Source organism: Pseudomonas sp. LS2P72, from assembly GCF_054897865.1.
The window spans coordinates 5,177,958-5,197,065 of sequence record NZ_CM142708.1 but is presented as its reverse complement, the minus strand read 5'-3'; the positions used below and the strand labels follow the sequence as shown (position 1 = coordinate 5,197,065).

Here is a 19,108-nt window from a genome sequence, read left to right as displayed (position 1 = left end):
CATTTGAAAAAGGAGAGTGCTGTGTCGCGTAGACGCGTCGTAGTCACCGGTATGGGTATGTTGTCGCCACTGGGCACGGATGTGCCGAGCAGTTGGCAGGGCATTCTGGCTGGCCGCAGTGGCATTGGTCTGATCGAACACACCGACCTTTCTGCCTATTCCACCCGTTTTGGCGGCTCGGTAAAGGGCTTCAATGTCGAGGAATACCTGTCGGTCAAGGAAGCTCGCAAGCTCGACCTGTTCATTCAATACGGTCTGGCCGCAGGTTTTCAGGCAGTTCGTAACGCCGGTCTGGAAGTCACCGACGCCAACCGTGAGCGCATCGGCGTGGCCATGGGTTCGGGTATTGGCGGACTGACCAATATCGAAGAAACCAGCCGCACGCTGCATGATTCCGGCCCACGACGGATTTCTCCGTTTTTCGTGCCTGGCTCGATCATCAATATGATTTCCGGTTTCCTGTCCATCCATCTGGGCGCACAGGGACCTAACTACGCCATCGCCACCGCGTGTACCACCGGTACGCACTGCATCGGCATGGCGGCACGCAACATCATGTACGACGAAGCCGACGTGATGATTGCCGGCGGCGCTGAGATGGCAGCTTGCGGTCTGGGCATGGGCGGCTTCGGTGCCTCCCGCGCACTGTCGACCCGCAACGACGAACCGACCCGCGCCAGCCGTCCATGGGACAAGGGCCGTGATGGCTTCGTGCTGTCCGACGGTGCCGGCGCTCTGGTTCTGGAAGAACTGGAACACGCCAAGGCCCGTGGTGCGACGATCTACGCCGAGCTGATTGGCTTTGGCACCAGTGGCGATGCCTACCACATGACTTCGCCACCGGCCGATGGTGCAGGTGCTGCACGTTGCATCACCAACGCGCTGCGCGATGCCAGGATCAATGGCGATCAGGTTCAGTACGTCAATGCCCACGGCACCTCGACGTCGGCCGGCGACCTTGCCGAAGCCTGTGCGATCAAGTCGGTGTTCGGCGATCACGCTTACAAGCTGGCGGTCAGTTCGACCAAGTCCATGACCGGTCACCTGTTGGGTGCGGCGGGCGCGGTCGAGGCGATCTTCAGTGTGCTGGCGATCAACAGTCAGGTAGCGCCGCCGACCATCAACCTTGATGAGCCGGACGAAGGTTGCGACCTCGATTTCGTACCGCATACCGCGCGCAATATGGATATCGATGTGGTGCTGTCCAACTCCTTCGGGTTTGGCGGCACCAACGGCTCGCTGGTGTTCCGCCGGTTCGCTGACTGATGGACAGCTGGGTCGACGGTCAGCCGGCTGACGCTTTGTCGCTGAAGGATCGCGGCCTGGCTTACGGTGATGGTCTGTTCGAGACCATTGCCGTGCGCAACGGCGCTCCGGTGCTGCTGGATCGGCATCTGATGCGTTTGGTCAAAGGTTGTCAGCGGTTGGCAATTAATCTCGACCATGCGGCTGTGTGCACAGAGTTACTGACCTATGCCCAAGCGTTGGGCGAAGGTGTGCTCAAACTCATCGTCACGCGTGGCGAAAGCGCGCGCGGTTATGCGCCCGATCCTTCGGCTCAGGCGCGCCGCATCATGCTGGGCAACCCTCCTGCGGTTTATCCTGCTGCCAATGCGGAGCAGGGTGTTCGCCTGTTCCCCTGTGCAACGCGGCTTTCCAAACAGCCTCTGCTCGCCGGACTCAAGCACCTCAACCGCCTTGAGCAGGTCATCGCCCGCTCCGAATGGCAAGACACCGATCATGCCGAAGGCTTGATGCTCGATCAGGCCGGGCGCGTCATTGAAGGCGTGTTCAGCAATCTGTTTCTGATTCGCGATGGCGTGCTGATCACGGCTGATTTGAAGCGCTGCGGCGTGGCCGGGGTGATGCGTGCCGAATTATTGTTTCAAGCCGAGTCATTAGGGATCCCCACGCAAATCACCGACATCACCCTCGATCAGCTGCAATGGGCTGATGAAGTCTTTGTCTGCAACAGCGTGTATGGCGTTTGGCCGGTGCGCGCCTATGCCGCACTGAGCTGGCCGGTTGGTCCGCTCACCCGTAAACTCCAAACCATTGCCCGCGCGCTACTGGATGTTTGATTCGTGAGACGTAAATTCTTGCTGCTGCTGGAAACCGGATTGGTTCTGGCAGGGCTGTGTCTGGGCGCTTCTGCCTGGAAAATCCATTCAGCGCTGGAACAGCCGCTGAACATCACTCAGGAAGAGCTGCTGGAAGTGCCCAAAGGCACGACACCGACCCGCACCTTCTATCGACTCGAAGCCGATGGCGTCATCAAGGATGCGTTCTGGCTGCGGGTGTATTGGCGCTTCAATCTCGCCAAACAACCGTTGCACAAAGGCGAGTACCGCATGCAGCCCGGCATGACCGTCGAAGGCCTGATTGACCTGTGGAAACGCGGGGAAATGGTTCAGTACAGCCTGACCCTGGTCGAGGGCTGGAATTTCCATCAGGTCCGCGCTGCTCTGGCCAAGGATGAAAAGCTCGAAAAGACCCTCGACGGTTTGAGCGATAGCGAGGTGATGGACAAACTCGGCCACACCGGGATTTTTCCGGAGGGGCGATTCTTCCCTGATACTTATCGCTTCGTGCGCGGCATGACCGATGTCGAGCTGCTGAAAAAAGCCTACGATCGCCTCGACGAAGTCCTCGCCAAGGAGTGGAGCCAGCGCGCCGCTGACGTGCCGTACACCGAACCCTATCAAGCGCTGATCATGGCCTCGCTGGTGGAGAAGGAAACCGGCGTGCCGCAGGAGCGCGGGCAAATCGCTGGCGTGTTTGTGCGGCGCATGGAAATGGGCATGTTGTTGCAGACTGATCCGACCGTGATCTACGGCCTCGGTGATCGTTACAACGGCAAATTGACTCGCGCCCATCTCAAGGAAGCGACCCCGTACAACACCTACATGATTTCGGGACTGCCACCGACCCCGATCGCCATGGTCGGCCGCGAAGCGATTCATGCAGCGCTGAATCCGGTGGCGGGCAACAGTCTTTATTTTGTTGCTCGGGGGGATGGCAGCCACGTGTTCTCCGATGATCTGGACGCGCACAATAACGCGGTGCGTGAGTTCCAGATCAGGCGCCGTGCCGACTACCGCTCCAGCCCGGCGCCGGTTACGGCGCCAGAGGCGACGGATGAGCAGGCACCGATCCCGGCTGCTTCGCCCGACACCGCCCCCGAGGCTGTGCCGCAAGTGCCGCCGCAAGAGCCTGCTCAGGCGGTGCCACCAGAGCCGCAAGCGCCTGACCCGTCGCCATCACCGGAGCCGGCGCAAGAACCCGCTCAAGAACCCGCAGCCGCACCCGCGCCCGAACCGGATGCAACCGCGCCGCAAAGCCCGCAATGACTCTGACTAAGGACTGCCTGTGACTGGCTTGTTTATTACTCTGGAAGGCCCGGAAGGGGCCGGCAAGAGCACCAATCGCGAATACCTCGCCGAGCGCCTGCGCGCCGCGGGTATCGAGGTCGTGCTGACTCGCGAACCAGGCGGCACGCCGTTGGCCGAGCGGATCCGCGAAGTGTTGCTGGCGCCGGTTGACGAAGTCATGAACCCCGACACCGAGTTGCTGTTGGTGTTCGCCGCGCGAGCCCAGCATCTGGCCGAGGTAATTCGCCCGGCACTGGCCCGCGGTGCGGTGGTCCTGTGTGATCGCTTTACCGATTCGACCTACGCCTATCAGGGTGGCGGTCGCGGCCTGTCGCTGGAGCGCATCGAGACCCTGGAAGCCTTCGTCCAGGGCGATCTGCGCCCGGACCTGACGTTGATTTTCGATCTGCCGGTGGAAGTGGGCCTGGCCCGCGCCAGCGCTCGCGGTCGTCTGGATCGCTTCGAACTCGAAGGCCGAACCTTTTTTGATGCGGTGCGCAGTGCTTTCCTCGAGCGTGCCGAAGCGGATCCTGCGCGTTATGTCCTGGTCGATGCCGCCCAGCCGTTGGCGCAGGTTCAGCAGTCACTGGATGCCTTGCTGCCGCGCCTGCTGGAGTTGACCCGTGGCTGAAGCCTATCCGTGGCAGGACAGTCTCTGGCAGCAGTTGGCCGGTCGCAAGCAACATGCCCACGCCTATCTGCTGCATGGCCCGGCCGGGATCGGCAAGCGTGCACTGGCCGAGCGCTTGATGGCCAGTTTGCTGTGCCAGCGTCCGAGCGCCGCCCACGATGCTTGCGGCGAATGCAAATCCTGTCTGTTGCTCAAGGCCGGCAGTCACCCTGACAACTACATTCTGGAACCGGAAGAAGCCGATAAGGCGATCAAGGTCGATCAGGTTCGTGAGCTGGTCAGTTTCGTGGTCCAGACCGCGCAGATGGGCGGCCGCAAAGTGGTGCTGATCGAGCCGGCCGAGTCGATGAACATCAACGCCGCCAACGCCTTGCTCAAAAGCCTTGAAGAACCTTCCGGCGATACCGTTTTGCTGTTGGTCAGTCACCAGACCAGTCGTCTGTTGCCGACCATCAAGAGCCGCTGTGTGCAGCAGGCTTGTCCATTGCCGAGCGAAGCCATGAGTCTTGCATGGCTGGCGAAAGCCTTGCCGGACTGCTCGGAAGAAGAACGTATCGAGTTGCTGATCCTGGCTGCCGGTTCGCCACTGGCCGCCGTCAACTTGCAGGCCCAGGGCGTGCGCGAGCAGCGGGCGCTGGTGGTCGACGGGGTGAAGAAGTTGCTCAAGCAGCAACAGTCGCCGACACAACTGGCTGAAGGCTGGAATGCGATTCCGCTATTGCTGTTGTTCGACTGGTTCTGCGATTGGTCGAGCCTGATCCTGCGCTATCAGTTGACTCAGGACGAGGAAGGCCTGGGACTGGCGGACATGCGCAAGGTGATTCAGTACCTGGCGCAGAAAGCCGGCCAGGACAAGGTCCTGAATATTCAAGACTGGATCCTCGCCCAACGCCAGAAAGTGATGAGCAAAGCCAACCTCAATCGGGTGTTGTTGCTGGAGGCGCTGTTGGTGCAATGGGTGGGTTTGCCTACCCAGAAGTAACCGTCTGTGCCTAGACTCTGAGCATCTGCAACGGAGGTCAGCATGAATGAACTCGTCAATCCGGGGCCGCGCAACGGCATTTTGTCCCTGACGATCAAGGACAAGTCCGTGCTGTACGCGGCCTACATGCCGTTCATCAAGAACGGTGGCCTGTTTATCCCGACCAACAAGAGCTACAAGTTGGGCGATGAGGTATTCATGCTGCTGAACCTGATGGACGAGCCGGAGAAGATTCCGGTCGCCGGCAAGGTCACCTGGATCACCCCCAAAGGTGCGCAGGGCAACCGGGCTGCCGGGGTCGGCGTACAATTCAACGAAGGCGACAATACCGCTCGCAGTCGAATCGAAACCCATCTGGCCGGAGCCCTGAAGTCCGACCGTCCCACTCATACGATGTAAGTTGCAGCCCTTTTATGCTCGTAGATTCCCATTGCCACCTTGATCGCCTTGACCTCGCCGCCCACGACGGCTCCCTGGATGCCGCACTTGATGCGGCCCGTCTGCGCGGGGTAGGGCACTTTCTGTGTATCGGCGTCAGCGTCGAGAATGCCGCCGACGTCAAAGCCCTGGCTGAACGCTACGACGACGTCGACTGTTCGGTCGGCGTGCATCCGCTGGATGTGCAACCGGGCGCTGCGCCGGCACTGGATTGGCTGTTGCGCGAGCTCAACCACCCGCGTGTGGTGGCGATTGGTGAAACCGGTCTGGATTACCACTACGAGCCGGAAGCGGCGGAGTTGCAGCAGGAGTCGTTTCGCCTGCATCTGCAAGCGGCGCAGCAGACGGGCAAACCGGTGATCATCCACACCCGGGGTGCCCGCGCCGATACGTTGAACCTGTTGCGCGAAGCGGCACTGCCCCAGGCGGGCGTGCTGCATTGTTTCACCGAAGACTGGGACATGGCCAAAGCGGCGCTGGACATGGGGTATTACATTTCCTTGTCCGGGATTGTCACTTTCCGCAATGCCGACGCTCTGCGTGACGTAGCCAGTAAAGTGCCGGCTGACCGATTGCTGGTGGAAACCGACTCGCCTTACCTGGCGCCGATCCCTCATCGCGGCAAGCCGAACCTGCCGCAGTACGTGCGCGATGTAGCGGAATTTCTGGCAATGTTGCGAGGTGAGCCTTACGAGCGGTTTGCTGAGCAAACCACCGAGAATTTCAAGCGACTGTTTCCGCTGGCGCATGTGAAAGGTTAAATCGCAGGCAAAAAAAACCCGGGTTCTGGGGGGTGAATCCGGGTTAAGACCATTAGGAGTAAAACAAAGGTACACGGTCCGTTGGTACCTATATCGGCGCAACACTTGGGGGAGATGTCCCGCCGACAGTTGAAGTATTGATCAGTATTGCGCCGAGTCCAGTTTACCGGCGCCAGTTTTTAAACAAATTTGGAATACGGGCGCTTCGGTTGAGTTCTCATTAATCTGCGAAGCGGCCGGAATTCATCAAGAAACACATATATGGTCGGATGATCCGTGCATTTTTGCGCAAGTTAGGCATAATACGCGGCTTCGAATTTTGACCCCCAACAGACCTTTTCTTATGCATAAAGAACCTCGTAAGGTCCGTGAGTTTCGTCGCCGCGAGCAAGAAATTCTCGATACCGCGCTCAAGCTGTTCCTCGACCAAGGTGAAGACAGTGTCACCGTCGAGATGATTGCTGATGCCGTCGGTATCGGCAAAGGCACGATCTACAAGCACTTCAAATCCAAGGCCGAGATCTATCTGCGCCTGATGCTCGATTACGAGCGCGATTTGAATGAGCTGTTGCATTCGGCCGATGTCGACAAGGACAAGGAAGCCCTGTCCCGGGCCTACTTCGAATTCCGCATGCGCGATCCTCAACGCTATCGGTTGTTCGATCGCCTGGAAGAAAAGGTGGTCAAGGGCAATCAGGTGCCGGAAATGGTCGAGGAACTGCACAAGATCCGCGCCTCGAACTTTGAACGCCTGACCCTGCTGATCAAAGGCCGGATCAGCGAAGGCAAACTTGAAGACGTACCGCCTTACTTCCATTACTGCGCCTCCTGGGCGCTGGTGCACGGCGCCGTGGCGTTGTATCACTCGCCGTTCTGGAGCAATGTGCTGGAAGATCAGGAAGGTTTCTTCCAGTTCCTGATGGACATCGGCGTGCGCATGGGCAATAAACGCAAGCGCGATACCGACACTCCGAGCAGCTGAACCATTCCGTTGCTTTATTGCGCCGTTATTTCGCTACGTGGCGCAGTACCGCAGGAATATACTCAGGCATAGGACTTGCTAAAACTTGATTTGTAAGTCAAGTTTTAGCGGTCCGAATATTCTTCCCGCCGGAGTAGTCCATGATCGTTGACCGTCAAGGCAGGCGTTTTCGCAATTTGCGAATCAGTCTGACTTCAGCCTGCAATTACGCTTGTACCTACTGTGTGCCCAATGGCAAGCGGTTGGTCGCTGCGCAGGATGAGTTGTCGGCCGAGGCCATGGCGCGTGGCGTGGCCTATCTGATTGAAGCAGCGGGCATTGAGCGTTTGCGCATCACCGGCGGCGAGCCGCTGGTCAGCCCCAAACTCGAAACCTTCATGACCGCCGTCGGGCAGATGGGCCTGGCGGACATCAGCCTGACCACCAACGGTCAACTGCTGGCGAAGAAGCTGCCACTGCTGGTGGATGCCGGCATTCGTCGCATCAACGTTTCCCTCGATACCCTGGATGCCAGTGCCTTTCGCAGCATCGCCCGTGGTGGCGATCTGGCGACTGTGCTTGACGGTATGGATCAAGCCAGCGCCGCCGGCCTGAAGATCAAGGTCAATATGGTGCCGCTGCGTGGGCAGAACCTCGATCAAGTGATGCCGCTACTCGATTACTGTCTGGAGCGCGGCTATGAGCTTCGCTTCATCGAGTTGATGCGCATGGGCCACCTGGCCAGCGACTCCAATGCTTTCCTGCAACAGTTTGTCAGCCTGCAGCAGTTGCTCAGCCTGATCGGCGAGCGCTACGAATACCTTCAGGCCGATGCGCCGGTAGACGCCACCGCCGTGCGTTACCAGATTCCGGGGCAGGGCTACTTCGGTGTTATCGCCAACGAAAGCGTTCCTTTCTGCCGCACTTGTTCGCGGCTGCGTCTGTCCTCTACGGGCTGGCTGCATGGCTGCCTGTCGTCGAGCAACCGCCACTATGTCGGCGACCTGCTGGACAAGCCCCGTCATCAAGCGTTGCCCGCCTTGCAAAGACTCTTGGTGAAAGCCTTGGGCGATAAGCAGGAAGTGGCATTTTCTGGTGGCGCGACCATCATGAAAATCATCGGCGGCTGATCGAACCTCATCGCGAGACGGTGCTGATCCCGAGCTGGCGCGGAAGCTGCATCCCATGGCCATTCGCCGGTTTTCCGTCACCGGCCTCTGGAGGGTAGGATGCGTAGCCTGGTTTTGCTGCTGGCCGTTTTGGCGCTTGGTGGCTGCATGAATGTCAGCGATCTGGCTGAAGGGACTCGCTACCACATGAGCGACGCGGGGTTGCTCGACCATAGCGACAGTCGCCGTGTGAATAACCTGCGCATTCAACCGGACTCATTCGTCTATATCGCCCAAGGCGCCTTTGTGCCGCCTGGCAGTTCTGTCTACCCACGACCTAACGTGATTGCCGAAGTCGCCTTCGATGGTTTTGTCGAATACTTCCCCATGGTTCGCCGCGCCCGTGCCCCCGAAGGGCTTGATCAAGCCATGGGTGAAGCCCGTGCCGCCGGTGCCCATTACCTGCTCTATACCCGGTTTGCCAAGTCTGATGACCGTATCGGCAACTCGGACGAATGGCTCGATCAGGAAGCCCTGGATCGCCTCGGTATCGATGGCGGCGTGATTCAGATCATGTTGATCGAGACCAGCACCCAGTATTTGATTGATACTGCACGTATCAAGAGTCGTGGCGGTTTACTGACGTTCCACGATAAAAAGCCAGAAGACCTGATGGGCCCGCCGCTGGAACAATACGCGCGCAGCCTGCTGGGGCTCAGCGACCAGTAATTCAAAAGGAGAACGCCATGAGTGGCCCGCAAAAAGCCAACGATCTGTTGGGGCAAATCCCCAAAACCAAAGGCTTGCCGCCGGTCCACTTGTGGAATCCCGACTTCTGCGGCGACATCGACATGCGTATCGCCCGTGACGGCACCTGGTATTACCTGGGCACGCCGATCGGGCGCAAGCCGATGGTCAAGCTGTTCTCCACCATCATTCGCCGCGATGGTGACGATTACTTCCTCATTACCCCGGTCGAGAAGGTCGGCATCAAGGTCGACGATGCGCCCTTCGTGGCGATTGCCGTGGAGGTCGAAGGCGAAGGTGAAACCCAGGTCTTGCGTTTTACCACCAATGTTGACGAGACCGCCGAGGCCGGTACCGAACACCCCATACGTGTGGTAATCGACCCGGTCACGCAGGAACCTGCGCCCTACGTGCATGTGCGCACCAACCTTGAAGCCCTGATCCACCGCAACGTGTTCTACCAACTGGTGGAACTGGCCGTAACCCGCGAGATCGACGGGCAACGTTGGTTAGGCGTGTGGAGCGGTGGCGAGTTCTTCCCCATTGGACTTGAGCCGTAACGCGCCGAGTTGCTGCGTTCTGGAAAATGGCCTGCTATCAAGAGGGCCATTTTTTGCCTACAAACCTTTTTCCTTAAGCCGAGCAGCATGTTCAAGATAGAGGTGGACCGGGCTTACGTTCCAACTCGTGATCCCGGCCATTTGATTGACTGCGTCGAAATGGTCCATCGGGTAATCCGAACGAATGACTTTGCCCAGGTGCGAGCTGTACTGTCCGACTAGCCCGTCGTTGGCGTGTTTCTCTTTATAAAACAACTTCGACAGCACGATACAGTTCAAGTGGGACGGATCGAGAGGTTGCAGACTTTGAAAGTTTTGCAGGATCCCGCTCCAGGAGTAGTAGTACACGCCGTTTTCAATTTCGTTGCCGTCCCCACCCCAATGCTCCGGTAGCCCTTGCGGGTACTTGAGATTGAAAGCGGCCATTCCTGCGCTGGTCAGGGATTCGAAAGCCGCTTGAGGGTCCTGAGGGTTTTCCGGATGGTCGCTGATCAACGAAATGAAGGTGCCGACTGCTTTGAACAGTGCGAGTACGAGCACTTCGGGCAACTCCCCAGGCGTCAGCGCCTTATGCAACTGGTCGGCAATCTCGGAGCCATGATTGGGGCAACTGACAGACGTGACGGATGCGACCTTTTCCGGGTGTAACGCCGCTACGTAACGAGCAGCCAATGGACCTTGGCTGTGGCCGATCAGATTGACCTTGGCGGCTCCCGTCTCCTGCAAAATACGGTTGACGTGTTCGAGCAGTTTTTTACCGCGCTCCTCGTTTCCGTTAACGGCTGGAATGTTAACGGCAAACACCTTGGCCCCGGCATGTTCCAGAGCTTCCTTGATCTCGAAGAAGTAGGGATAACCGGCAATTTTATCGAAGCCAAAAAGGCCGTGGACCAAAACGATCGGGTATTGCGTAGACGCATCCATGTTCATGCTTATACCTGTCGATAGCGGAATTTAGTTGCGCTTGATCTGTCGCGGTTAACCGTAGGTCACAAAGCGAGTTCGTTCAAATCGCCCATCTGCCGTCAGACAGTAAAATCAAATTGACACTCAATCGTATGATGATTAGCGTAGACACCCATCGCGAACGGCTTTGTGCCGTCCCTGAATCGAGGTGTCCATGTCCAGCAGTTTTCATGCGTCGACGGTCGATTGGCTGGGTTGCTGGATCGCCACGGGCCAGGTCAAACCGGGTGAGGCGCTTAAGGTCGAAGCCGACCTGGGTGAGCAACTCGGTGTCAGCCGCACCGTTATCCGCGAAGCCATCAAAACCCTGGTCGCCAAGGGCATGCTCGAGGTCGGGCCCAAGGTCGGTACGCGGGTGTTGCCGGTGCGTCGCTGGAACCTCTTCGATCCGCAAGTCGTAGGCTGGCTGTCACGCAGCGGCTTGCCGGAAAACTTCGTCGACGACTTGCTCGACCTGCGCCGCACCATCGAACCTATGGCCGTGCGCTGGGCTTGCGAGCGCGCTACCGTCGAGCAGGTTCACGCCATCCTTCAGGCTTACAACGCGTTGGAGCGGGCAGTGGACAGCGGCGTCGATTACAACCGCGCCGACCAGTTCTTCCACGAGTGCATCCTCGCTGCCAGCCACAATCAATTCATCGAACAAATGGTCCCGGCCCTCGGCGCGCTGCTGGCGGTGTCGTTCGAAGTGTCCGCCGCCGACCCGGACGAATTGCGCCGCACGCTACCGATTCACAAAGACATGGCCGAGGCCATCGCCGCCCGTGATGCCGCGCGGGGTGTCTGGGCCTGCATGACCCTGATCGATAACGCCGACCTGGCCATCAAGCGCTTCTACCCGCAAGTCATGGCCGACAAAAAGGCCAGCTGACAACAATAGGAAAACAGGAGGTTTTCATGATGTGGACTGCGGTTACCGAACACCGGGCACGACTGGGTGAAGGCCCGTTCTGGGACGCGCCGACCCAGGCGCTGTACTGGGTTGATATCGCCGGTCAACAAGCGCTGCGGCTGATTGGCGCCAACGTGCAGATTTGGCAGTTGCCCGAGCACGTGTCTGCCTTCATCCCCTGCGAAAGCGGCGACGCGCTGGTGACGTTGAACAGCGGCGTGTATCGACTCGATCTGGATTCCCCGGGCCTGGAGCCTGGGCTGACTTTGCTTTGCGTCGCCGATCCACAACCTGGCAATCGCGCCAATGAAGCCCGCTGCGATGCTCAGGGCCGGCTCTGGCTCGGCACTATGCAGAACAACATCGGCGAGCAGGGCCAAGACGTGCCCATCGTGCGACGTTCCGGTGGTTTGTTTCGCATCGATCGCGATGCTCGGGTCACGCCGTTGCTTCGCGGGTTGGGCATTCCAAACACGTTGCTGTGGAGCGAAGACGCAACCACCGTGTACTTCGCCGACAGCCTCGACAACACGCTCTATCAGTACTTCATCCGCACCGACGGCAACCTCGACCCGGCCCGGGTCTGGTTCGGACCGCATGAACGCGGCGGCCCTGATGGCTCGGCGATGGATGCCGAAGGTTACCTCTGGAACGCTCGTTGGGACGGTAGTTGTCTGCTCAGGCTGACCCCGGACGGGCTGGTTGATCGCGTGATCGAACTGCCAATCAGCCGCCCCACCAGTTGCGTATTCGGGGGTGATGACCTGAAAACCCTTTACATCACCAGCGCCGCGAGCGCGCTCAACCATCCGTTGGACGGCGCGTTGCTGTCGATTCGAGTCGAAGTGCCCGGAAAAACCTGTACTCGGTTTGCTGGGTGAGTCCCAAAATATGGGATGTAAAATTATATATTGAGATTATTTGACGGTCGGGTTTATAGTCGGCTCCATCAGTTACACGCACTCACACTTAAAAAAACAAAACAGGTGAAGTGATGCAGCGATTTTCCAAAAAGCCTTTTGACCGGACATCGACAGATGCCCGGCTTTTGTCGTGTCTTCGAAAAGGAGTCTTGATCCATGGCTGAACCTCTTTCCTTGCCACCAGTGCCCGAACCGCCGAAGGGTGAGCGCCTGAAAAACAAGGTCGTGCTGCTGACCGGTGCCGCTCAGGGTATCGGCGAGGCGATTGTCGCGACCTTCGCTTCCCAGCAGGCCAAGCTGATCATCAGCGATATCCAGGGTGAGAAAGTTGAAAAAGTCGCGGTGCACTGGCGGGACAAAGGCTTCGACGTTCAGGCAATCAAGGCTGACGTTTCCAACCAGCAAGACCTGCACGCCATGGCCAGACTGGCGATCGAACTGCACGATCGGATCGACGTGCTGGTCAACTGCGCCGGGGTCAACGTGTTCCGCGATCCGCTGGAAATGACCGAGGAAGACTGGCGTCGCTGCTTCGCCATCGACCTGGACGGCGCCTGGTATGGCTGCAAAGCGGTATTGCCGCAGATGATCGAGCAGGGTATCGGCAGCATCATCAACATCGCCTCGACCCACTCCACTCACATCATTCCCGGCTGCTTCCCGTACCCGGTGGCCAAACATGGCCTGCTCGGACTGACCCGCGCTTTGGGCATCGAATATGCGCCGAAGGGCATTCGCGTCAACGCCATCGCGCCGGGTTACATCGAAACCCAGCTGAACGTTGATTACTGGAACGGTTTTGCCGACCCGCATGCCGAACGTCAGCGCGCTTTCGATCTGCATCCGCCACGTCGCATTGGCCAGCCGATCGAAGTGGCCATGACCGCTGTTTTCCTGGCCAGCGATGAAGCGCCGTTTATCAATGCTTCGTGCATCACCATCGATGGCGGTCGCTCGGTCATGTACCACGACTGAGTCAATCGGGTTTCAGGCGTGGAATTACGTCTGAAATCCAATCATCATACGATATGACTATTAGCTGCACAGTTTGATTGGCTTTCAAATAACGCTCAAAAAAATAACAAGGAGTCAGCTTATGAATCGTCGTCGTGGGATCCGTTCCCTGTGCTGTGCCGCTTTGGCGGTCACCGCGGTCAGCCTGAGCAGTTCGTTGCTGGCAGCCGAGGAAGTGAAGATCGGTTTTCTGGTCAAACAAGCGGAAGAGCCCTGGTTTCAGACCGAATGGGCATTTGCTGAAAAGGCCGGGAAAGAAAAGGGCTTCACCGTCATCAAGATCGCTGTGCCGGACGGCGAGAAAACCCTCTCGGCCATCGACAGCCTCGCCGCCAACGGTGCCAAGGGCTTTGTGATCTGTCCGCCAGACGTGTCCCTGGGACCTGCGATCATGGCCAAGGCCAAGCTCAACGGTTTGAAAGTCATCGCCGTCGATGACCGCTTCGTCGATGCCAGCGGCAAGTTCATGGAAGACGTTCCTTACCTCGGCATGGCCGCGTTCGAAGTCGGCCAGAAGCAGGGCAGCGCCATGGCTACCGAAGCGAAGAAACGCGGCTGGGACTGGAAAGACACTTACGCGGTGATCAACACCTTCAACGAACTCGACACCGGCAAGAAACGCACCGACGGTTCGGTCAAAGCGCTGGAAGACGCCGGCATGCCGAAAGACCACATTCTGTTCTCGGCACTGAAAACCCTCGACGTACCGGGCAGCATGGACGCCACCAACTCGGCGCTGGTGAAACTGCCAACCGCGGCGAAAAACCTGATCATCGGCGGCATGAACGACAACACCGTGCTGGGCGGCGTGCGCGCCACCGAGAGTGCCGGTTTTGCCGCGGCCAATGTGATCGGCATCGGCATCAACGGCACCGATGCCATCGGCGAATTGAAGAAGGCCAACAGCGGCTTCTTCGGCTCGATGCTGCCGAGCCCGCACATCGAGGGATACAACACCGCCAGCATGATGTACGAGTGGGTCACCACCGGCAAAGAACCGCCGAAGTACACCGCGATGGACGACGTGACGCTGATTACTCGCGAGAACTTCAAGCAGGAACTGGAAAAGATCGGCCTCTGGAACTGAGGCCCGGTTGATTTCATCGGTGGCCCTGGCGACGGGGCTGCCTGATCTGTGTGAAGAGGTGGGTTATGCACGCGCAATCAAAAACACAACAACACACTGCCGGCGGCAGCTTGCGATTCAACGGGATCGGCAAGACCTTTCCCGGGGTGAAGGCGCTGGATGGCATCAGCTTCGTCGCCCATCCGGGGCAGGTTCACGCCTTGATGGGCGAGAACGGCGCCGGCAAATCGACCCTGCTGAAAATCCTCGGCGGTGCTTACACCCCGAGCAGCGGCGACCTGCAGATCGGCGAGCAGGCAATGGTCTTCAAGTCCACCGCCGACAGCATCGGCAGTGGCGTCGCCGTGATCCATCAAGAGCTGCACCTGGTCCCGGAAATGACCGTGGCAGAGAACCTGTTCCTCGGTCATCTGCCGGCCAGTTTCGGCCTGATCAATCGCGGCGCGTTGCGGCAACAGGCATTGGCCTGCCTCAAGGGCCTGGCCGATGAAATCGATCCGCAAGAGAAAGTAGGGCGCCTGTCCCTCGGTCAGCGGCAATTGGTGGAAATCGCTAAGGCCTTGTCCCGTGGGGCGCATGTGATCGCGTTCGACGAACCGACCAGCAGTCTGTCGGCACGGGAAATTGATCGTTTGATGGCGATCATCGGTCGCCTGCGCGACGAAGGCAAAGTGGTGCTTTACGTCTCCCACCGCATGGAAGAAGTGTTCCGCATCTGCAACGCGGTGACGGTGTTCAAGGACGGTCGCTTTGTGCGCACGTTCGAGGACATGAGCGAACTGACTCACGATCAGCTGGTGACTTGCATGGTCGGTCGCGACATTCAGGACATCTACGATTACCGCCACCGTCAGCGTGGCGCGGTGGCGCTCAAGGTTGACGGTTTGCTGGGACCGGGTTTGCGTGAGCCAGTGAGTTTCGAGGTGCACAAAGGCGAGATTCTCGGGCTGTTCGGTTTGGTCGGCGCCGGTCGCACGGAGCTGTTCCGTATGCTCAGCGGCCTTGAGCGCAACACTGCCGGACGCTTGGAATTGCGCGGCCATGAACTGAAGTTGCGTTCACCCCGCGATGCGATTGCCGCCGGGATTCTGCTGTGCCCCGAGGACCGCAAGAAAGAGGGCATCCTGCCGCTCGCCAGCGTCGCCGAGAACATCAACATCAGCGCCCGCGGTGCCCATTCCACCTTCGGCTGCCTGTTGCGTGGCCTGTGGGAGAAAGACAACGCCGACAAGCAGATCAAGGCGCTGAAAGTGAAGACGCCCAACGCGGCGCAGAAAATCATGTACCTGTCTGGTGGCAACCAGCAGAAGGCCATTCTCGGCCGCTGGCTGTCGATGCCGATGAAAGTCCTGCTGCTCGACGAACCGACTCGCGGCATCGACATCGGCGCCAAAGCCGAGATCTACCAGATCATCCACAACCTGGCCGCCAGCGGCATCGCGGTGATCGTGGTCTCCAGCGACCTGATGGAAGTGATGGGTATTTCCGACCGCATCCTGGTGCTCTGCGAAGGCGCGATGCGCGGCGAGTTGTCTCGCGCAGAGGCCAATGAATCCAACCTGCTGCAACTGGCTTTGCCGCGCCAACGCGCTGACGGCGTGGCGAACTGAGAGGTGACTATGACAATCCAAAACAACGCACTGCCAACCCCGCGCAAACCTCTGGACCTGCGGCGGTTTCTCGATGACTGGGTGATGCTGCTGGCGGCCGTCGGGATCTTCGTGCTTTGCACCTTGTTGATCGACAACTTTCTTTCGCCGCTGAACATGCGCGGCCTGGGCCTGGCGATTTCGACAACGGGGATTGCCGCGTGCACCATGTTGTATTGCCTGGCGTCCGGGCATTTCGATTTGTCGGTGGGGTCGGTGATTGCCTGCGCCGGCGTGGTCGCGGCGGTGGTGATGCGCGACACCGACAGCGTGTTTCTCGGTGTGGTGGCGGCGCTGTTCATGGGGCTGATCGTCGGGTTGATCAACGGCATCGTGATCGCCAAGCTGCGGGTCAATGCGTTGATTACCACACTGGCGACCATGCAGATCGTTCGCGGCCTGGCTTACATCTTCGCCAACGGCAAAGCGGTGGGCGTGTCGCAAGAGCAGTTCTTCGTTTTCGGTAACGGCCAGTTGTTGGGTGTGCCGGTGCCGATCCTGATCACCATCGTCTGCTTCCTGTTTTTCGGCTGGTTGCTGAATTACACCACCTACGGGCGCAACACCATGGCCATCGGCGGTAACCAGGAAGCGGCGCTGCTGGCCGGGGTGAACGTTGACCGGACCAAGATCATTATCTTTGCCGTGCACGGGTTGATAGGGGCGTTGGCCGGGGTGATTCTGGCGTCGCGCATGACATCCGGTCAGCCGATGATTGGCCAGGGTTTTGAGCTGACGGTGATTTCTGCCTGTGTGTTGGGCGGGGTGTCGTTGAGCGGCGGGATCGGCATGATCCGGCATGTGATTGCCGGGGTGTTGATTTTGGCGATTATCGAGAATGCTATGAACCTGAAGAACATTGATACGTTTTACCAGTATGTGATTCGGGGTTCGATTTTGCTGTTGGCCGTTGTCATCGACCGACTAAAACAGCGTTGAGATTTGGGGGGATTCAAGAACCACCCCTCACCCCAACCCTCCCGAAACGTCGGACCGCCCCAGAGGGGCGAGGGGGCCGACCGAGGTATTCTTCCGAGTGACATCGACCTGAAATATCGAGTCGAACTCAGGCTTTGAAAAGCGTGGAGATCTGCTCCCTTTCCCCCTCTCCCCTATGGGGAGAGGGCTGGGGTGAGGGGTGGATTCATCTGACACCACACCTCCGAACATCCCGCCTCCCGTCACCTACCCAAAATATCCCTTGCTCGGCCAACCCCGTTTCGGTTATCACTTTGTACATGATTAGACAGGTACGATTTGACAAGAAACAACGGGTGGTCGACGAACTCATCCGGCGCATCGAAAGCGGCCTCATGGAGGACGGCTTTCTGCTGCCGGGCGAGCATCAATTGGCTCAAGAATTCAAAGTCAGCCGCGGCACGCTGCGCGAAGCCCTGGCTGAGTTGAAACGGCGCAATTACATCGCGACGCAAAGCGGGGTGGGCTCCATCGTTACCTTCGACGGTGTGGTGCTCGATCAGCGCAGCGGCTGGGCCCAGGCCCTGGCTGACAGCGGGGCGCTGATCAATACCGAAGTGCTGCGGCTGGAGGCGGTCACCCGTCCTGACCTGTTGCCACGTTTCGGCACCGACCAATTCATCACCCTCGACCGTCGCCGTCGTTCCAACGAAGGCAAGCTGGTCTCCCTTGAACGCTCATTGATGCCCGCCACCGGCGGCCTGGAAAGCCTGCCGCGGGTCGGCCTTATCGACAACTCCCTAACCATCACCCTGGCTGCTTACGGCTATATCGGCGAGCGCGGCGATCAATGGATCGGCGCCGAACCCTTGAACGCCGAAGACGCCGAACTGCTCGGCCGTCCGGAAGGCACGGTGTTCCTCAAGGCCTTGCGCACCACTTATGACCGGCAAAACCGCTTCATGGAGCAGGTCGAAAGCTTGCTCGATCCGGTGCATTTTCGCCTGCACCTGCAGTTTGGAGAGTCAAAATGACCGCGCTCAATCGTGCATTGGGCGCGTTCTACGGACTGGCTCTGGGCGATGCGCTGGGCATGCCGACCCAATCCCTGAGCCGTGCCGAGATCAAGGTGCGCTTCGGCGAGATCACTGACCTCGAGGACGCGGGCCCCGATCAACCGATCGCCGCCAACATGCTCAAAGGCTCGATCACCGATGACACCGAACAGGCGATTCTGGTCGGCCAATTGTTGGTCGATGGCGAGGGCCGGATCGAACCGTCGCTGCTAGCCCAACGGTTGATCGAATGGGAAGCCGCGATGCAGGCTAAGGGCTCGCAAGACTTGCTCGGCCCTTCGACCAAACGTGCCATCGAAATGATCCTCGCCGGCCACTCACCGGAAGAAGCGGGGCGCTACGGCACCACCAATGGTGCGGCGATGCGCATCACACCGGTGGGGATCGCGGCGGATGTCGCCGACCCTGAGCGATTCATCAACGCTGTCGTGCAGGCTTGCCAGGTCACCCACAACACCACGCTGGGCATTTCCAGTGCGGCGGCGGTGGCGGCGGTGGTCTCGGCCGGTATCAACGGCATGGACCTGGGCGAGGCGTTGAACCTCGGCCAGCAAATCGCTCAACAAGCTGAAAGCCACGGTTACTGGGTGGCTGGCGGACGCATCGCCTCGCGCATCAGTTGGGCGCGGACCATCAGTGTCGACAGCGACAAGGCGTTGCTGGCGGATTTGATGTACGACGTGATCGGCACGTCGGTGGCTTCACAGGAATCGGTGGTGGTCTCGTTTGCCCTGGCCCAGCAAGTGGCCATTGGTGAAATGAACGCCTTCGAAGCGCTGTGCATGGCCGCGAGCCTTGGCGGCGACACCGACACCATCGCGGCGATTCTCGGCGCCATGCTCGGCGCCTGCCTGGGCCTTGAGAGTTGGCCGGCGGCGATGATCGACAAGGTCAAAGCGGTCAATGATCTGGAGCTGGAACCGTTGGTGCAGGGGCTGTTGGCCTTGCGCTGATTGCACTGACGCCATCGTCGGAACGCCGCCCGGAGCAAGCTCGCTCCCACAAGGGATAGTGCAAACCTTA

General features: G+C 59.2%; 20 protein-coding genes. 19 read left to right on the top strand and 1 reads right to left on the bottom strand.

The window, feature by feature from the left end:
* Positions 1 to 21 precede the first annotated feature (21 nt).
* The 11 genes from fabF (at position 22) to ACYZUA_RS23800 (ending at position 9,560) form a co-directional block, all read left to right on the top strand.
* Positions 22 to 1,266: a beta-ketoacyl-ACP synthase II gene (gene fabF, locus ACYZUA_RS23850; RefSeq protein ID WP_461960856.1), complete on the top strand. Its 1,245-nt coding sequence runs from the start codon at positions 22 to 24 to the stop codon at positions 1,264 to 1,266.
* A complete protein-coding gene (gene pabC / locus ACYZUA_RS23845) occupies positions 1,266 to 2,081 on the top strand; it encodes an aminodeoxychorismate lyase (protein WP_461960855.1) in 816 nt (271 codons plus the stop codon). Before fabF ends, pabC begins: the two co-directional genes overlap by 1 nt.
* 3 nt (positions 2,082 to 2,084) lie before the next feature.
* On the top strand, positions 2,085 to 3,350 hold the full coding sequence (mltG, locus tag ACYZUA_RS23840; protein ID WP_461960854.1) for an endolytic transglycosylase MltG: 1,266 nt from the start codon (positions 2,085 to 2,087) through the stop codon (positions 3,348 to 3,350).
* A gap of 19 nt (positions 3,351 to 3,369) precedes the next feature.
* Positions 3,370 to 4,002 (top strand): dTMP kinase, encoded by a 633-nt coding sequence (tmk, locus tag ACYZUA_RS23835; protein ID WP_461960853.1) that lies wholly within the window; start codon positions 3,370 to 3,372, stop codon positions 4,000 to 4,002.
* Positions 3,995 to 4,984, top strand: a complete 990-nt coding sequence (locus tag ACYZUA_RS23830; RefSeq protein ID WP_461960852.1) for a DNA polymerase III subunit delta' — start codon at positions 3,995 to 3,997, stop codon at positions 4,982 to 4,984. Before tmk ends, ACYZUA_RS23830 begins: the two co-directional genes overlap by 8 nt.
* 42 nt (positions 4,985 to 5,026) lie before the next feature.
* Positions 5,027 to 5,383, top strand: a complete 357-nt coding sequence (locus ACYZUA_RS23825; RefSeq protein WP_415773715.1) for a PilZ domain-containing protein — start codon at positions 5,027 to 5,029, stop codon at positions 5,381 to 5,383.
* Positions 5,384 to 5,397: 14 nt separating this feature from the next.
* Positions 5,398 to 6,183: a TatD family hydrolase gene (locus tag ACYZUA_RS23820; RefSeq protein WP_033056960.1), complete on the top strand. Its 786-nt coding sequence runs from the start codon at positions 5,398 to 5,400 to the stop codon at positions 6,181 to 6,183.
* A 343-nt stretch (positions 6,184 to 6,526) separates the two neighbouring features.
* Positions 6,527 to 7,165 carry a TetR/AcrR family transcriptional regulator gene (locus ACYZUA_RS23815; RefSeq protein ID WP_008152317.1) on the top strand — a complete coding sequence of 213 codons (639 nt, stop codon included), beginning with the start codon at positions 6,527 to 6,529 and terminating at the stop codon, positions 7,163 to 7,165.
* A gap of 140 nt (positions 7,166 to 7,305) precedes the next feature.
* Complete coding sequence (locus ACYZUA_RS23810) at positions 7,306 to 8,274, top strand: GTP 3',8-cyclase MoaA (RefSeq protein WP_046049083.1); 969 nt, start codon at positions 7,306 to 7,308, stop codon at positions 8,272 to 8,274.
* Positions 8,275 to 8,373: 99 nt separating this feature from the next.
* Positions 8,374 to 8,982 carry a DUF4823 domain-containing protein gene (locus ACYZUA_RS23805; protein ID WP_461960851.1) on the top strand — a complete coding sequence of 203 codons (609 nt, stop codon included), beginning with the start codon at positions 8,374 to 8,376 and terminating at the stop codon, positions 8,980 to 8,982.
* A gap of 17 nt (positions 8,983 to 8,999) precedes the next feature.
* A complete protein-coding gene (locus tag ACYZUA_RS23800) occupies positions 9,000 to 9,560 on the top strand; it encodes a DUF1285 domain-containing protein (protein ID WP_461960850.1) in 561 nt (186 codons plus the stop codon).
* Positions 9,561 to 9,617: 57 nt separating this feature from the next.
* On the opposite strand, the gene ACYZUA_RS23795 is transcribed toward ACYZUA_RS23800, so the two are convergent.
* Positions 9,618 to 10,490 carry an esterase/lipase family protein gene (locus ACYZUA_RS23795; protein ID WP_461960849.1) on the bottom strand — a complete coding sequence of 291 codons (873 nt, stop codon included), beginning with the start codon at positions 10,488 to 10,490 and terminating at the stop codon, positions 9,618 to 9,620.
* A gap of 190 nt (positions 10,491 to 10,680) precedes the next feature.
* Here ACYZUA_RS23795 and ACYZUA_RS23790 point away from each other — a divergent pair, with 190 nt between their 5' ends.
* From ACYZUA_RS23790 to ACYZUA_RS23755, 8 genes are all read left to right on the top strand, one after another.
* Positions 10,681 to 11,397, top strand: a complete 717-nt coding sequence (locus ACYZUA_RS23790) for a FadR/GntR family transcriptional regulator (RefSeq protein WP_461960848.1) — start codon at positions 10,681 to 10,683, stop codon at positions 11,395 to 11,397.
* Between the two features lie 26 nt (positions 11,398 to 11,423).
* Positions 11,424 to 12,299: an SMP-30/gluconolactonase/LRE family protein gene (locus tag ACYZUA_RS23785; protein WP_461960847.1), complete on the top strand. Its 876-nt coding sequence runs from the start codon at positions 11,424 to 11,426 to the stop codon at positions 12,297 to 12,299.
* Between the two features lie 198 nt (positions 12,300 to 12,497).
* The gene (locus ACYZUA_RS23780; protein WP_461960846.1) at positions 12,498 to 13,316 is read left to right on the top strand and encodes an SDR family oxidoreductase; all 819 of its coding nucleotides are present in this window, start codon (positions 12,498 to 12,500) and stop codon (positions 13,314 to 13,316) included.
* 121 nt (positions 13,317 to 13,437) lie between these two features.
* Positions 13,438 to 14,442, top strand: a complete 1,005-nt coding sequence (locus tag ACYZUA_RS23775; protein WP_461960845.1) for a substrate-binding domain-containing protein — start codon at positions 13,438 to 13,440, stop codon at positions 14,440 to 14,442.
* A 65-nt stretch (positions 14,443 to 14,507) separates the two neighbouring features.
* Positions 14,508 to 16,052: an L-arabinose ABC transporter ATP-binding protein AraG gene (araG, locus tag ACYZUA_RS23770; RefSeq protein WP_461960844.1), complete on the top strand. Its 1,545-nt coding sequence runs from the start codon at positions 14,508 to 14,510 to the stop codon at positions 16,050 to 16,052.
* Positions 16,053 to 16,061: 9 nt separating this feature from the next.
* Entirely contained in the window at positions 16,062 to 17,030 is a 969-nt protein-coding gene (gene araH / locus ACYZUA_RS23765) for an L-arabinose ABC transporter permease AraH (RefSeq protein ID WP_150657043.1), read from the top strand.
* Positions 17,031 to 17,329: 299 nt separating this feature from the next.
* On the top strand, positions 17,330 to 18,043 hold the full coding sequence (locus ACYZUA_RS23760) for a GntR family transcriptional regulator (RefSeq protein WP_008152295.1): 714 nt from the start codon (positions 17,330 to 17,332) through the stop codon (positions 18,041 to 18,043).
* Positions 18,040 to 19,038: an ADP-ribosylglycohydrolase family protein gene (locus tag ACYZUA_RS23755; protein ID WP_461960843.1), complete on the top strand. Its 999-nt coding sequence runs from the start codon at positions 18,040 to 18,042 to the stop codon at positions 19,036 to 19,038. Before ACYZUA_RS23760 ends, ACYZUA_RS23755 begins: the two co-directional genes overlap by 4 nt.
* Positions 19,039 to 19,108: the final 70 nt, after the last annotated feature.